At 64.9% G+C, this 14,380-nt stretch carries 12 protein-coding genes and 1 riboswitch; of the genes, 5 read left to right on the top strand and 7 right to left on the bottom strand.

The annotated features are described in order from the left end of the window. Positions 1-36: 36 nt before the first annotated feature. The 7 genes from NKJ72_RS13630 to NKJ72_RS13600 form a co-directional block, all read right to left on the bottom strand. Positions 37-732: a helix-hairpin-helix domain-containing protein gene (locus NKJ72_RS13630; protein ID WP_352477551.1), complete on the bottom strand. Its 696-nt coding sequence runs from the start codon at positions 730-732 to the stop codon at positions 37-39. Between the two features lie 80 nt (positions 733-812). Then, complete coding sequence (nuoF, locus tag NKJ72_RS13625) at positions 813-2,117, bottom strand: NADH-quinone oxidoreductase subunit NuoF (protein ID WP_254818105.1); 1,305 nt, start codon at positions 2,115-2,117, stop codon at positions 813-815. A gap of 11 nt (positions 2,118-2,128) precedes the next feature. Continuing rightward, positions 2,129-3,190 (bottom strand): NADH-quinone oxidoreductase subunit NuoE, encoded by a 1,062-nt coding sequence (gene nuoE, locus NKJ72_RS13620; RefSeq protein ID WP_352477550.1) that lies wholly within the window; start codon positions 3,188-3,190, stop codon positions 2,129-2,131. Further along, on the bottom strand, positions 3,191-4,381 hold the full coding sequence (locus NKJ72_RS13615; RefSeq protein ID WP_254818103.1) for an NADH-quinone oxidoreductase subunit D: 1,191 nt from the start codon (positions 4,379-4,381) through the stop codon (positions 3,191-3,193). It abuts the gene before it with no gap. Further along, complete coding sequence (locus NKJ72_RS13610) at positions 4,382-4,984, bottom strand: NADH-quinone oxidoreductase subunit C (RefSeq protein WP_254818102.1); 603 nt, start codon at positions 4,982-4,984, stop codon at positions 4,382-4,384. A gap of 5 nt (positions 4,985-4,989) precedes the next feature. Further along, the gene (locus tag NKJ72_RS13605) at positions 4,990-5,571 is read right to left on the bottom strand and encodes a NuoB/complex I 20 kDa subunit family protein (protein ID WP_023720749.1); all 582 of its coding nucleotides are present in this window, start codon (positions 5,569-5,571) and stop codon (positions 4,990-4,992) included. Further along, positions 5,562-5,927 (bottom strand): NADH-quinone oxidoreductase subunit A, encoded by a 366-nt coding sequence (locus NKJ72_RS13600; RefSeq protein WP_023720750.1) that lies wholly within the window; start codon positions 5,925-5,927, stop codon positions 5,562-5,564. Before NKJ72_RS13600 ends, NKJ72_RS13605 begins: the two co-directional genes overlap by 10 nt. 336 nt (positions 5,928-6,263) lie before the next feature. On the opposite strand from NKJ72_RS13600, the gene NKJ72_RS13595 reads away from it, so the two are divergent. The 5 genes from NKJ72_RS13595 to cobG all read left to right on the top strand — a co-directional run bounded on the left by NKJ72_RS13595 (position 6,264) and on the right by cobG (position 14,380). Further along, positions 6,264-7,463: a winged helix-turn-helix domain-containing protein gene (locus tag NKJ72_RS13595; RefSeq protein WP_352477736.1), complete on the top strand. Its 1,200-nt coding sequence runs from the start codon at positions 6,264-6,266 to the stop codon at positions 7,461-7,463. Between the two features lie 29 nt (positions 7,464-7,492). Continuing rightward, positions 7,493-7,696, top strand: a riboswitch (cobalamin riboswitch). Positions 7,697-7,734: 38 nt separating this feature from the next. Next, entirely contained in the window at positions 7,735-8,169 is a 435-nt protein-coding gene (locus tag NKJ72_RS13590) for a DUF1636 family protein (protein WP_352477548.1), read from the top strand. Beyond that, the gene (gene cobW / locus NKJ72_RS13585) at positions 8,166-9,206 is read left to right on the top strand and encodes a cobalamin biosynthesis protein CobW (protein WP_352477547.1); all 1,041 of its coding nucleotides are present in this window, start codon (positions 8,166-8,168) and stop codon (positions 9,204-9,206) included. The genes NKJ72_RS13590 and cobW overlap by 4 nt, the downstream gene beginning before the upstream one ends. Positions 9,207-9,224: 18 nt before the next feature. After that, positions 9,225-12,893: a cobaltochelatase subunit CobN gene (gene cobN, locus NKJ72_RS13580; protein ID WP_352477545.1), complete on the top strand. Its 3,669-nt coding sequence runs from the start codon at positions 9,225-9,227 to the stop codon at positions 12,891-12,893. Continuing rightward, entirely contained in the window at positions 12,890-14,380 is a 1,491-nt protein-coding gene (cobG, locus tag NKJ72_RS13575) for a precorrin-3B synthase (RefSeq protein WP_352477544.1), read from the top strand. The genes cobN and cobG overlap by 4 nt, the downstream gene beginning before the upstream one ends.

Raw genomic sequence — 14,380 nt, 5'->3', positions numbered from 1 at the left:
TTCCGGGCGCAGCCGACACCGCGCACGGTATTGAATTCAATTTTTGGCCTCGGCCAATGCGGCCGCCTGACCGATCCAGCCGTCACGGCCGATACGGCCCTTCAACGACAGGTAATCCTCGACCCAGGCGATCTCTTGCGGCGTCCACGCGGCAATCTGGGCGTATGTCCAGATGCCAAGGCCATTAAGCACCTTTTCCAGTTTCGGTCCGATGCCCGATATCGCCTTGAGGTCGACGCGCACGGCTGGCCGGTCCATCGGCTTGGGCTGCTTGAAATCCTCCGGCATCAGTCCGGCCGACGCGTCCGCTGCAACGGTGCTGGCATTCGCCACGCTCCGCGCCGCAGTGCTTGTTGCAATGTCGGTCACGTCATTAGCGAAGGACTGCGCCTCGGCAATCAGGGTTTTGGTGGCTGCGCGCGCCTTGGTCGAGGAGCTTTTGCCGGTCGCGGAAACGCGTTCGGTCCGGGCCTCGAAATCCTCGGTGACCGGCTGCCAAAGCCGCTGCGAGGTCTCGGCCACGCCTGAAAGCACGCCCATCCAGACGCCAAAGGCGTGGTTGGCAAGCCCGATGCCGAGTGCCGTCATCGCCGCCGCGCCGGCGACAGGATGCGCCAGGAGATTGACGGCGCTGGCCATCTCCTTCGGCATTGTCCTGGTCAGGTCCTGGTTCATCTTCAAGAACGGGTCCCCATCGGGCGTCAAATCGTCGGGTATCGAAAACAGCGACATAGGTGGTCTCCTGGTCGTTTCCGTCTGCCCCGCGCTCGTTTCCTCGTTTCGGGCATTCGCCCGCATTTTTTTGAATTCTTCTATTCCGCCGCCGCCAGCACCGGTTCGGCTCGGTGTGCGTTGCGCGAAAACTCGTCGATGCGCCGCTCCACCTCGCCACGGAAATGCCGCATCAGACCCTGGATCGGCCATGCCGCCGCATCGCCCAGAGCGCAGATCGTGTGGCCCTCGACCTGCTTGGTCACGTCGAGCAGCATGTCGATCTCGCGCTTCTGCGCCTCGCCGCGCACCAGCCGTTCCATCACCCGCCACATCCAGCCCGTGCCCTCACGGCAGGGCGTGCACTGGCCGCAGCTCTCGTGCTTGTAGAAATAGGACAGCCGCGCGATCGCCTTCACGACATCGGTCGATTTGTCCATGACGATGACAGCCGCGGTGCCTAGGCCCGATTTCAGGTCGCGCAGCGCATCGAAATCCATCGGCGCGTCGATGATCTGCTCGGCCGGCACCAACGGCACCGAGGCGCCGCCCGGAATGACCGCCAGCAGATTGTCCCAGCCGCCGCGGATGCCTCCGCAATGCGTCTCGATCAGTTCGCGGAACGGGATCGACATCGCCTCTTCGACGGTGCACGGATTGTTGACGTGGCCGGAGATGCAGAACAGCTTGGTGCCGGCATTGTTGGGCCGGCCGAAGGACGAGAACCAGGCCGCACCGCGGCGCAGAATGGTTGGCGCGACAGCGATCGACTCGACATTGTTGACCGTCGTCGGGCAGCCATAGAGGCCGACATTGGCCGGGAAAGGCGGCTTCAGCCGCGGCTGGCCCTTCTTGCCCTCGAGGCTTTCGAGCAGCGCCGTTTCCTCGCCGCAGATATAGGCGCCGGCGCCATGGTGCATGTAGATGTCGAAATCATAGCCGGACGTGTTGTTCTTGCCGATCAGCTTGGCCGCATAGGCCTCGTCGATGGCGCGCTGCAGCGCCTCGCGCTCGCGGATGAACTCGCCGCGCACATAGATGTAGGCGGCGACCGCGCCCATGGCGAAGCCCGCGATCAGGCAGCCCTCGACCAGCGTATGCGGATCGTGGCGCAATATATCGCGGTCCTTGCAGGTGCCGGGTTCGGATTCGTCGGCATTGACAACGAGATAACTCGGCCGGCCGTCGCTCTGCTTGGGCATGAACGACCATTTCAGCCCGGTCGGGAAGCCGGCGCCGCCGCGGCCGCGCAGGCCCGATGCCTTCATCTCGTTGACGATCCACTCGCGCCCCTTGGCGATGATGCCGGGCGTGTTGTCCCAGGCGCCGCGCGCCATGGCGCCGGCCAGCGACTTGTCGAAGCGGCCGTAGATATTGTTGAAGATGCGGTCTCTGTCCTGAAGCATTGCTCGTTCCTTCAGACCGGCTTCTTGCCGGTCGGCCGGCGCTTGTTTCCGGGCGACGGCTTGGCCGCTTCGGCGGCAGCCTTCGCCGGTTTAACCTTGGCCTCCGGCGCTTTGAAAGCAGACGCCGGCTCGGCCTTGTTCTTGGAGCCTTTGCGCTGTTTCGAGACGTCCTCGACCTGCGGCTCGGCCTTGTTGGCATTGGCGGCCGAATGCAGAGGCGCTGCAACGCTCGCCGCCTTCTCCGCCGCGGGCGCGACTTTTGTCGCCGACGGCGATTTCAGCGCCGGGCTGGTCTCGACCGCATCGGTCTTCGGCTTGCTGGCATTCGAGGGCGCAACTGGCGCCGGTGCAGGCGCGGCAGCAGGCGGAACCGGCGCTGCGGCAGCGGCCGCCGGCGCCGCTTCCTTGGCGGCCTTGGTCGCGGCCCTGGTTTCCCGGTCGCGGGTCGCCTTGAGGATCGCCTTTTCACTCTTAAGGGTCGTCAGGCCGCTGGCCGGCTCGGAAGTGACGCGGCCGTTTTGCGGTCCCGGTTCCACCGTGGCGCCCTTACCGGCGTCATAAAGGTCGATGATCTCGGCAAGCCGCTCCGGCGTCAAATCCTCATAGGTGTCCTTGAATATCATCACCATCGGCGCGTTGACGCAGGCGCCGAGACACTCGACCTCCTCCCACGACAGCGTGCCTTTGTCGTTGGTGTGGAACTGGTCGTGATGGATCTTCGAGCGGCACACATCCATCAGCGCTTCCGAGCCGCGCAGCATGCAGGGCGTGGTGCCGCAGACCTGGATATGGGCGCGGCTGCCGACCGGATTGAGTTGGTATTGCGTATAGAAGGTGGCGACTTCCAGCCCTCTGATATAGGGCATGCCGAGCATGTCGGAGATCGCCTCGATCGCCGCCTTGGTCACCCAGCCTTCCTGCTCCTGCGCCAGCATCAGCAAGGGGATGATCGCGGATTGCTCGCGCCCCTTCGGATATTTCTTGATCCACTGCTTCGCCGCTGCCGCATTCGCCCGGTTGAAGGCGAAGGAGGCTGGCTGGAGGCTGGCTTCTGCGAGACGGCGGACTGACATTTAGCGATCGACCTCACCAAACACGATGTCGAGGGAGCCGAGAACGGCGGTGACGTCGGCCAGCATGTGGCCGCGGCACAAAAAGTCCATGGCTTGCAGATGCGCAAAGCCCGGCGCGCGCAGCTTGCAGCGGTAGGGCTTGTTGGTGCCGTCGGAGACGAGATAGACGCCGAACTCGCCCTTCGGAGCCTCGACCGCGGCATAGACCTCGCCGGCCGGCACGCGGTAGCCTTCGGTGTAGAGCTTGAAGTGATGGATCAGCGCTTCCATCGAGCGCTTCATCGCCGCGCGCTTCGGCGGCACCACCTTGCCGTCGAGGTTCGACACCGGCCCGCCGCCTTCCTTGCCGAGCAACAGGTCGACGCACTGGCGCATGATTTTCGCCGACTGCCGCATCTCTTCCATGCGCACCAGATAACGGTCGAAACAGTCGCCGTTCTTGCCGACCGGAATGTCGAAGTCCAGCTCGGCATAGCATTCGTAGGGTTGCGATTTGCGCAGGTCCCACGGCGCACCCGAGCCGCGCACCATGACGCCGGAAAACCCCCAGGCCCAGGCGTCCGCCAGGGAGACAGTGGCAATGTCGACATTGCGCTGCTTGAAAATACGGTTACCGGTCAAGAGCGCGTCGAGGTCGTCGATCGACTTCAGGAACGGGTCAATCCACTTGCCGATGTCCTCGATCAGCTTCTGCGGCAGGTCCTGATGCACGCCGCCCGGCCGGAAATAGGCTGCATGCATGCGCGAGCCGCTGGCACGCTCATAGAACACCATCAGCTTTTCGCGCTCGACGAAGCCCCACAGCGGCGGCGTCAGCGCGCCGACATCCATCGCCTGCGTCGTCACATTGAGGATGTGCGACATGATGCGGCCGATCTCAGAGTAGAGAACTCGAATAAGCTGCCCGCGCTTCGGCACCTCGATGCCGAGCAGCCGCTCGGCTGCAAGCGCAAAGGCATGCTCCTGGTTCATCGGCGCGCAATAGTCGAGCCGGTCGAGATAAGGCACCGCCTGCAGATAAGTCTTGTGCTCGATCAGCTTTTCCGTGCCGCGATGCAACAGTCCGATATGCGGATCGACGCGGTCGACGACCTCGCCGTCGAGCTCCAGCACGAGGCGCAAAACGCCGTGCGCAGCCGGATGCTGCGGGCCGAAATTGATGTTGAAGTTGCGGACGGAGGTTTCAGCCATTCACTGTTTTGCCTTCTCGTCCCCCGGCAGAACATAATCCGTGCCTTCCCATGGGGACAGAAAATCGAAATTGCGGAATTCCTGCTTGAGCTCCACCGGCTCGTAGATGACGCGCTTGGCTTCGTCGTCGTAGCGCACCTCGACGAAGCCGGTCAGCGGAAAGTCCTTGCGCAGCGGATGGCCTTCGAAGCCGTAGTCGGTCAGAATCCGCCGCAGATCGGGATGACCCGAAAACAGCACGCCATAGAGATCGTAGGTTTCGCGTTCGAACCAGTCGGCGCCGGGATATATGCCGGTGATTGACGGCACCAGCGTCTCTTCGTCGGCCTGGACCTTGATGCGGATGCGGATATTCTGCCTCGGCGACAGCAAATGATAGACGACGTCGAAGCGCTTTGCCCGCGACGGATAATCCGCGCCGCAGACATCGATGATCGAGATGAACTGGCATTTCGGGTCGTCGCGCAGGAAGGTCACTACCTCGATCAGGTCGCGCGGTTCGACCGAGATGGTGAGTTCGCCATAGGCAAACACCACCTCGCCGATCCGGCCGGTCAGCTTCTCGCCGAGATAGGTCGAGAGGTCATTCAACGCCTGGGTCATGCCGCTCACCGCTCGATCGTGCCGGTGCGGCGGATCTTCTTCTGCAGGAGAAGGATGCCGTAGAGCAGCGCTTCGGCGCTCGGCGGGCAGCCGGGCACGTAGATGTCGACCGGCACGATGCGGTCGCAGCCGCGCACCACCGAATAGGAATAATGATAATAGCCGCCGCCATTGGCGCAGGAGCCCATCGAGATGACGTAGCGCGGCTCCGGCATCTGATCGTAGACCTTGCGCAGCGCCGGCGCCATCTTGTTGGTCAGCGTGCCGGCAACGATCATGATGTCGGACTGACGCGGAGACGCGCGCGGCGCAACACCGAACCTTTCCGAGTCATAGCGCGGCATCGAGGTATGGATCATCTCGACCGCGCAGCAGGCGAGACCGAAGGTCATGAACATCAGCGAGCCGCTGCGCGCCCAGGTGATCAGCGCCTCGGTCGAGGTGACGAGAAAGCCCTTGTCGGCGAGCTCGTTGTTGATCTCCAGGAAGAACGGATCATCCTCCCCCACCGGCCTGCCGGTGTTGGGGTCGATGAGGCCCTTGGGCTTCGGCGCGACGAGCGTGCCGGAACTGTCGTTCAATCCCATTCCAGCGCTCCTTTTTTCCATTCATAGGCAAAGCCGATGGTCAGCACCGCCAAAAACACCATCATCGACCAAAAACCGAGCATGCCGATCTGGCTGAACGACACCGCCCAAGGAAACAGGAAGGCCACCTCCAGATCGAAGATGATGAACAGGATCGACACCAGGTAGAAGCGGATGTCGAACTTCATGCGCGCATCGTCGAACGAGTTGAAGCCGCATTCATAGGCCGAAAGCTTTTCCGGATCGGGGTTGCGGTAGGCCACCAGGAAGGGTGCGGCAAGCAGCGCCAGCCCGACCACCAGCGCCACGCCGATGAACAGGACGATGGGCAGGTACGAACCTAAAAGTGCGTTCATGCTGCAGTTTCCGTTGGCGGCCAATCCACTCTGATTACAGCACCGGACCCACTTGCGGAAGCGTGACAGTTTAACCACTGAACCGTTTTAAGGGGGCTCTATGCTGCAACGCGGCGAGGGTTAGCGCAGCGCTTTCGGCGAAGCAAGTCAAACCTTGTTCAAATCGCGGTACTGGGCGGCATATCCGGGAAAACTGGTCAGATCCGCTCCTGTTTGATTTCTTTCACTTTTCACTCCACTTTTCTCTCCTGACATGGATACCGACAAAACCCTGCTAGCATGGCGCGGAATCGCAGATTCTCTGCTCTGTCCGGCATCATCAGGATACCCGCATTGATGAAGGAAAAAATCTCGCTTCGCATGGCCCGCCGCATCGCGCTGGCGGCACAGGGATTCAATGACCCCCGACCCGCCGGTACACCCGACCGCCGACATCTGGCCCGCGTGCTTGCCCGTACCGGCCTGCTGCAGATCGATTCCGTCAGCGCCGTGGTGCGCGCCCACTACATGCCGCTCTATTCGCGGCTTGGCCCCTACAAGCTGGCGCTGCTCGACGACGCCGCCATAACGCGCAAGCGGATGGTCTTTGAATATTGGGCGCACGAAGCCTCCTTCCTGCCGGTCGAGACCTATCCGCTGATGCGCTGGCGCATGCAGCGGGCCGAGCGCGGCGAGGAAATGTACAGCGGACTGGCCAAATGGGGCCGCGAGCACGCCGCCTATATCGAGGAGATCTATCGCCAGGTCGTCGATCACGGCCCGATCGCCGCTTCAGCCCTCGAAGGCCAAAAGGGCAATGGTGGCTGGTGGGGCTGGAGCCATGCCAAGCACGCCTTCGAATGGCTGTTCTGGGCCGGCCGCATCACCACAGCGCATCGCCGCGGCTTCGAGCGGTTCTACGATCTGCCGGAGCGCGTACTGCCGCCGGCGGTACTCGCTCTGCCGGTTCCTTGCCCCGAGGATGCGCACCGCGAATTGCTGCGTATCTCCGCCCGCGCCCATGGCGTCGCCACGGCAGGCGACCTGCGCGACTATTTCCGCCTCTCGCCCGCCGATATCAAGGGCCGCATCGAGGAGCTGGTCGAGGCTGGCGAGCTGTTGCCGGTGAGCGTCGACGGCTGGAGCAAAACAGCCTATCTCCACAAGAACGCCCGTTTGCCGCGCCGGACCGAGGCGCGCGCCCTGCTTGCGCCGTTCGATCCCGTCGTCTTCGAGCGGTCGCGCACCGAGCGGCTGTTCGACTTCCACTACCGCATCGAGATCTACACGCCGGCCGAAAAGCGCCGGTATGGCTATTACGTGCTGCCGTTCCTGCTCGGCGACAGCATCGTCGGGCGGGTCGACCTCAGGGCCGACCGTCCGGCCGGCGTATTGCGCGTCCATGCCGCCTATGCGGAGCCCGGCGCCCCGCCACAAACCGCTGCCGAACTCTTCGAGGAATTGAAGCAGATGCAGGGCTGGCTCGGGCTTGAGCGCATCGAGGTGACAGCTGCCGGTGATCTTGGGCCGGCGCTGGCCGACATTGCCGCGTCGTAGACGTGCGTTGACACGACTGCCTCCACAAGCCTAAATCTGTTCCAGACGGTCCCCTGCCCGCAACGGCAGGGGCCAAGAGGGAATGCGGTGCGAAATCTCGATTTCAAATCCGCGGCTGTCCCCGCAACTGTAAGCGACGAGCCAAGGCCGAAAACCACTGGGATATTCCCGGGAAGGCGGCACCAAGGCGATGACCCGCGAGCCAGGAGACCTGCCGTCTAGGACATAAGAATCCGATCGCCTGGCGGGTTTTCCGGGCAAGGAGCCTGATTTGGAACGCGACAGCAGTTTTTCGGCTGAGACAGCGGATTTATTGTCCGGCCCTGACGATTCCCTGGCCGGCGTTACCGTCATCGTCTGCTCTTCCTGCCGTGACGAGACCGGTTCGGACGCTCATCCCCGCGCCGGCGAACTGCTCGCCGAGGACACGCGCCGCGCCGCTTCCGGCGAAAACATCAAAATCCGCACCGTCGAATGCCTCGGCAATTGCAAGCGCCGGCTCAGCGCCGCCATGCTGCGCGACGGCTGCTGGAGTTACGTCTTCGGCGACCTGACCACGACCAGCGGCGCCGATCTCGTGACCGGTGCAAAGCTGTTCGCCACCTCGACGGATGGGCTCATTCCGTGGCGCGGCCGTCCCGATTGTCTGAAGCGCGGTCTGGTTGCCCGCATCCCTCCCCTCGACCTTTTGAAGGACTTGATATGACCGCTGCCTCCCTTTCGCGCGTCCCCTGCACCGTCGTTACCGGATTTCTCGGCGCCGGCAAGACGACATTGATCCGCCATTTGCTCGAAAACGCCAAAGGCAAGCGGCTGGCCATCATCGTCAACGAGTTCGGCGACATCGGCATCGACGGCGAGATCCTGAAGGGCTGCGGCATCGACACCTGCCCCGAGGAAAACATCGTCGAGCTGGCCAATGGCTGCATCTGCTGCACTGTCGCCGACGATTTCGTCCCGGCGCTCGACCAAATCCTGTCGCTGATGCCGAGGGTCGACCATATCCTGATCGAGACATCCGGGCTGGCCCTGCCCAAGCCGCTGGTCCAGGCCTTCCAGTGGCCGTCGGTCAAGAGCCGGGTGACCGTCGACGGCGTCATCGCCGTCGTCGACGGACCGGCGCTGGCGGATGGCCGCGTCGCCAACGACATGGACGCCCTGCAGGCGCAGCGCGCGCAGGACGAGACGCTCGAACACGACGATCCGGTCGAGGAAGTATTCGAAGACCAGCTCGCTTGCGCCGACCTGATCATCCTGTCGAAGAGCGACCTGATGGACGCAGCCGGCTCGGCCCGTGCCAATGCCGTCATCGGCAAGCATGTTGCGCGGGCGGTGAAGATCGTGCCGACTTCGCAAGGCAAGGTCGATCCGTCGGTGCTGCTCGGCCTCGGCCTCGCCGTCGAGGACGACATCGAGAACCGCAAGACCCATCACGACGACGAGCTCGACCACGAGCATGACGATTTTGACTCGTTCGTCATCGACATCGCGTCCGTCTCCAACCCGGACGAGCTCGCACAACGCGTCGCCACGGCGGCGGCGGAAGAAAACGTGTTGCGCGTCAAGGGCTTCGTCGAGGTTGGCGGCAAGCCGATGCGGCTCCTGCTGCAGGCTGTCGGTCCCCGCGTCAACCATTATTACGATCGCGCCTGGACGGCTGACGACGACCGCCGTTCGCGCCTCGTCGTCATCGGTCTGAAAGGGCTGAACCGCCCGGCGATAGAGCGTATCCTCGCCGGCTGACCCCAGGTACGAGCCGCGATGCACATCCTCACCACCACATCCGCCTCGCTCGACGATCTCGCCGAGCCTGTCGATCTCAGGCAAACGCCTGCGGATGTCGTGGCCCTGTCCTTCACCGACAGCGACCTGGCCGGGCTGGCGGCGGCGTGGAAGGCGGATGCGGACCGCCTGCCCTCGATGCGGCTCGCCGCCTTGCGCGACCTGCGCCATCCGATGTCCGTCGACCTCTGGACCGAGAGCGTCGCCCGCCACGCCAAGGTCATTCTGGTCCGCATTCTCGGCGGCTACGAGTGGTGGCGCTATGGCTGCGACCAGCTCGCCGTTATCGCGCGAAATCGCGGTATCAAGCTGGCGCTCCTACCGGGCGAGAGCCACGACGAGGATTTGCGACTGATCGAAGGCTCGACGCTGCCGCGCGAGGAGTTGGACGCCCTGCTGGGCTATTTCCGCGAGGGCGGGCCGGCAAATATGACGGCGCTGGTGCAGAGGCTGGCAAGTCTCGCTGGATCGGGTGCGGCGATAGCCGAACCTGTTAGCGTGCCAAAGGCGGGATTTTACGAGCCGGGGCTGGGGGTCGTAGAACGCGGCGTCCCCCTCCCCCTCGAGGGGAGGGTCCGGCCGCAGGCCGGGGGTGGGGTCCTCTCCGAAGCGCGCCAACACTTTGAAGCGCGCCGACAGAAAAAAATGTCGAGCACTGCCGCAACGACCCCACCCGGCCCTTCGGGCCACCCTCCCCTCGAGGGGGAGGGAGAAGTCGTGCCGATCCTCTTCTACCGCTCGATGCTGCTCGCCGCCGACGTCGCGCCCATCGACGCGCTTTTCGAAGCGCTGAGCGCGCGCGGCATGGCTCCCGTGCCTATCTTCGTCTCCAGCCTCAAGGACCCGGCCTCACTCGCCTTTGTTGAAACCGCGCTTGCAACGCTGAAGCCTGCCGCCATCATCACCGCCACAGCTTTCGCCTCCGGGGCCGAGCCGGGCGTTGAAACCCTGTTCGACCGCGCCGGCGTGCCGGTGTTCCAGGTCATCGTCGCAACCACCCGCCGCGACATCTGGCAAACCAATCAGCGCGGCCTGGCGCCCGCCGACCTTGCCATGCATGTCGTCCTGCCCGAGCTCGACGGCCGCATCCTGGCCGGCGCCATTTCCTTCAAGGGCGAAAGCGAAACCGATCCCGCATTGGCCTTCCGCGCCTTCGCCAACCGGCCAGAGCCCGACCGCGTCGCGCAAGTGGCGAACCGTATCGAGGCATTCGTGCGCCTGCGGCGGACGCCGCGCGCGGAACGCAAGCTCGCCATCCTGATCCCCGACTATCCGAGCGCCCCCGGTCGCACCGGCTACGCCGTCGGCCTCGACGTGCCGTCCAGCGTGCTGGCAATGCTGCACGACCTGAGCGAACAGGGCTACGCCGTTGAAAGGATTCCGCAAACGCCAAGGGAGTTGTTGGATTTGCTGGAACGGGGCAATGGTGGGCTGAGACTGGACGATTATCTCGCTCTTTCTGCAGAGTTACCGACTGCGGCACTCGCTGCCGTGGAGGCGGCATGGGGTAAGGCGGAAGATGAGACAGGTTCGCGCGAGGCGCCCCCCTCTGTCCTGCCGGACATCTCCCCCTCAAGGGAGGAGATTGGCCGTTTCGCCGACGGCTCTACCTTAATACCGTCGGTAGTTGGCGAAAGCAGAAGTCACGGAGCAATCTCTCCCCTTGAGGGGGAGATGTCCGGCAGGACAGAGAGGGGTGTTCAAGCGCCTGCCGTCGCCAAATTCCCCTTCCGCACGGCCACGTTCGGCAACATCACCGTGGCGCTCGCCCCCGATCGCGGGCGCTCAGTCGACCGCCGCGCCGACTATCACGACCCGACATTGCCGCCTCGCCATGCGCTGGTCGCCTTTGGCCTCTGGCTGCGCCAGTCGCTCGGCATCCATGCAATTGTCCATGTCGGCGCCCACGGCACGCTGGAATGGCTGCCCGGCAAGACCGTTGCGCTCAGCGAAAACTGCTTTCCCGAAATCGTCGCCGGCGCCCTGCCCGTCATTTATCCGTTCATCGTCTCCAACCCCGGCGAGGCAGCCCAGGCCAAGCGGCGCGTTGCCGCCGTCACGCTTGGCCATCTGCCGCCGCCACTGACCGGCGCCGGGCTGGACGAAAACCAGCACAGGCTTGAACGACTGGTCGACGAATATGCCCAGGCCGACGGGCTCGACCGCCGCCGCCGCGACCGCCTGGCGAAGCTGATCGTCGAAACGGCGGAAAAGACCGGCCTCGCCTCAGAGGCTGGTGTCGCCAGGACCGACGCAGCCGACGAGGCTTTGCGCCGCATCGACGCCTGGCTCTGCGATCTCAAGGATTTCGCCATCAAGGACGGCCTGCACATTTACGGCCGCTCGCCGGAAGGCGAAGCTGATCCGGTACGGCGGCAAAGTGCGGCAGCTGAAAAAACCGCGCTGCTTGCCGCCCTCGACGGCCGCCACGTCGCTGCCGGTCCGGCCGGCGCGCCGGCGCGTGGCCGGAGCGATGTGCTGCCGACCGGGCGCAATTTGTTTACCGCCGACCCGCGCACCATGCCGACGCCGACATCGTTCGATCTCGGCAGGGCGGCCGCCGACGAGGTCTTGCGCAGCTACATGCAATCGCATGGCGACTGGCCGCGCTCGCTGGTCATCGACCTCTGGGGGTCGGCCTCGCTGCGCACCGGCGGCGAGGAGATCGCGCAAGGCCTGGCGCTGATGGGCTGCCGGCCGCAATGGGATTCAGCCACCGGCCGCATCACCGGCATCGAGGTGCTGCCGCCGGCAACGCTCGGCCGCCCGCGCGTCGATGTCACCTGGCGCATATCGGGCCTGTTCCGCGACATGTTCCCGACCCAGATCGCGCTGATCGATGCCGCCGCCAACGCCGTCGCCGCCCGCGACGAGGACGATTCGGAAAACCCGCTGGCGGCCAGCACCCGCGCGGATGGAAAGATCAGCCCGCGCATTTTCGGCACCTCGCCGGGCACTTACGGCGCCGGCGTCGAGGACTTGTTGTCGAGCGGCGACTGGGCTGCGCGCGAAGAGATCGGCCGCACTTACCTCGACGCCACTTCGCATGCCTATGGCGGCGCCGAGGGCGAAGGCATTTCGGCGCCCGGCGCGTTCGAGGGCCGCATCGCTGAGGCCGACCTTCTGGTTCATACCGGCGACGACCCCGGCCGCGACATCCTCGAAGGCTCGGCCGACGTCGCCTTTATCGGCGGCTTTTCGGCAGCGCTTGCCGCGCTCGGCAGCAGCGCCGACGTCATCGTCCTCGACATCACGGACCCGCAAAGGCCCAAGCCGCGCTCGGTTGGTGAGGCCGTATCCCGGGTAGTTCGCGCCCGCGCGGTGAACCCGCGCTTCATCGCCGGCCAGATGCGGCACGGGCCGCGCGGCGCCTCGGAATTCGCCGAGACGGTCGACCGGCTGGTCGGCTTTGCCGAGACTACCCATGCCATATCAGGCACGCTGATCGACGCCGTGCACGATGCCTATCTTGGCGACCCCGTGGTGCGCGCCTTCATCCTGCGCGAGAACCCGGCGGCGGCGAAGGTGATTGCCGAGCGTTTGCTGTCAGCACGGCGGCGCGGGCTCTGGCATCCGCTGCGCAACTCGATCGATGACGATCTCGCCGCACTGATTGCCGAAGCGCAAGCTCTGGGAGTGGCGGCATGAACGCTTTCTCGCGCCGTGGCGCCTGCCCTGCCTTGTCCGCGCCGATGCAAACCGGCGACGGGCTACTGGTGCGGCTCAATCCGGTCGCTGGAGGACTGTTGCCGAAGTCGTTGATCGGACTCTGCGAATCCGCCTTGCGCCATGGCAACGGCATCATGGAAGTGACCGCCCGCGGCGGCCTGCAGATACGCGGCCTGACGCCGGCAAGCGCGCCGCTACTGGCGATGGAGGTCGATGCGCTCGGCATCGCCGTGCGCACCGGCGTGCCGGTCGAGACCGGCCCGCTGGCCGGGCTCGCCCCGGAGGAGATAGCCGACCCGCGCCCGATGGCGGAGCGGATTCGGGTGGCGATTGAAGAGGCTGGTCTGACGGCAAGGCGCGGTCCGAAGGTTTCAGTCGTCATCGACGGCGGCGGGCAACTGACGATGGATGCGGTGACGGCCGACATACGACTGGCTGCGATCAGAACCGACGCGGGCGTCCGCTGGCTGATAGCCGTTGCTGGCGACGGGCAGAATGCCAAGCCTCTCGCCATGGCCGAGGAGGAAGCAGCCCGTGATATCGCCGTCGCGATTCTAAGGATGGTCGCCGAAAAAGGCCGCGACGCTCACGCAAGGGATTTGACGGAACGGCAGCGCAGATCTCTCGCAAGCTGGCATTCCTTCGCGCCCCCCTCTGTCCTGCCGGACATCTCCCCCTTTAGGGGGGAGATCGGCAGTTCCGCCGACGGCCGTACTTCTGCTGCCTTGGTATTTGGCGCGACTTCGGCGATTAGCGGAGGCGGAGACCAAGGCGCAATCTCCCCCCTAGAGGGGGAGATGTCCGGCAGGACAGAGGGGGGCGCCGCCGAGCGCCTTCGCCCGCCCATTGGTATCTTCAACCTGAGCAACGGCCGTGCCCTCGGCATCGGCCTGCCCTTCGGCAGCATGCCCGCGCAAAAACTCATCGGCCTCACGCAAGAAGCCATCGCCCTGGGCGTCACCGAAATCCGCCTCGCTCCAAGCCGCGCGCTGCTTTTCATCGGCCTTTCGCCAACCGCCTACCACTCGCTTCAGCAGACAGCCGCCGCCCTCGGCTTCGTCACAGACCCCGCCGACCCGCGCACCCGGATCGCCGCCTGCCCCGGCGCACCCGCCTGTGCCTCCGGCCGCATCTCCACCCGCGACATCGCCGAGATCATCGCTACAGAAAGCCGCGACATCCTCGATTCTTCGCTGACGCTGCACATCTCCGGCTGCGCCAAGGGCTGCGCCCATCCCGGTCCAGCGGAGCTGACCCTGGTCGGTGGCGAAAACGGAGCCGGACTTGTCGTGGACGGGACGGCAAAGGCATTGCCCGCCGGATACAGGCCGGGCTACGACGCCGCGCACGGCATCGGCCGCGTTGCAGCGGCGATCCGCAGCGCACGACATCCCGGCGAAACCGTTGCCGCCTGCCTCGCGAGGCTCGGCACGGCGGGCGTCGTCAAAGCTTACCGACAGGAATGA

The sequence above is a fragment of the Mesorhizobium sp. M0045 genome, assembly GCF_040323385.1.
Taxonomy (GTDB): Bacteria; Pseudomonadota; Alphaproteobacteria; order Rhizobiales; family Rhizobiaceae; genus Mesorhizobium.
The sequence above is the reverse complement of the archived record's forward strand: the minus strand, read 5'-3'. Positions and strand labels throughout refer to the sequence as shown.

Coding starts and splice junctions, on each gene's coding strand:
- nuoE (WP_352477550.1), bottom strand. CDS start 3,190: ATGTCAGTCCGCCGTCTCGCAGAAGCCAGCCTCCAGCCAGCCTCCTTC.
- NKJ72_RS13630 (WP_352477551.1), bottom strand. CDS start 732: ATGTCGCTGTTTTCGATACCCGACGATTTGACGCCCGATGGGGACCCG.
- NKJ72_RS13610 (WP_254818102.1), bottom strand. CDS start 4,984: ATGACCCAGGCGTTGAATGACCTCTCGACCTATCTCGGCGAGAAGCTG.
- NKJ72_RS13605 (WP_023720749.1), bottom strand. CDS start 5,571: ATGGGATTGAACGACAGTTCCGGCACGCTCGTCGCGCCGAAGCCCAAG.
- cobG (WP_352477544.1), top strand. CDS start 12,890: ATGAACGCTTTCTCGCGCCGTGGCGCCTGCCCTGCCTTGTCCGCGCCG.
- NKJ72_RS13595 (WP_352477736.1), top strand. CDS start 6,264: ATGAAGGAAAAAATCTCGCTTCGCATGGCCCGCCGCATCGCGCTGGCG.
- NKJ72_RS13615 (WP_254818103.1), bottom strand. CDS start 4,381: ATGGCTGAAACCTCCGTCCGCAACTTCAACATCAATTTCGGCCCGCAG.
- cobW (WP_352477547.1), top strand. CDS start 8,166: ATGACCGCTGCCTCCCTTTCGCGCGTCCCCTGCACCGTCGTTACCGGA.
- NKJ72_RS13600 (WP_023720750.1), bottom strand. CDS start 5,927: ATGAACGCACTTTTAGGTTCGTACCTGCCCATCGTCCTGTTCATCGGC.
- nuoF (WP_254818105.1), bottom strand. CDS start 2,117: ATGCTTCAGGACAGAGACCGCATCTTCAACAATATCTACGGCCGCTTC.
- cobN (WP_352477545.1), top strand. CDS start 9,225: ATGCACATCCTCACCACCACATCCGCCTCGCTCGACGATCTCGCCGAG.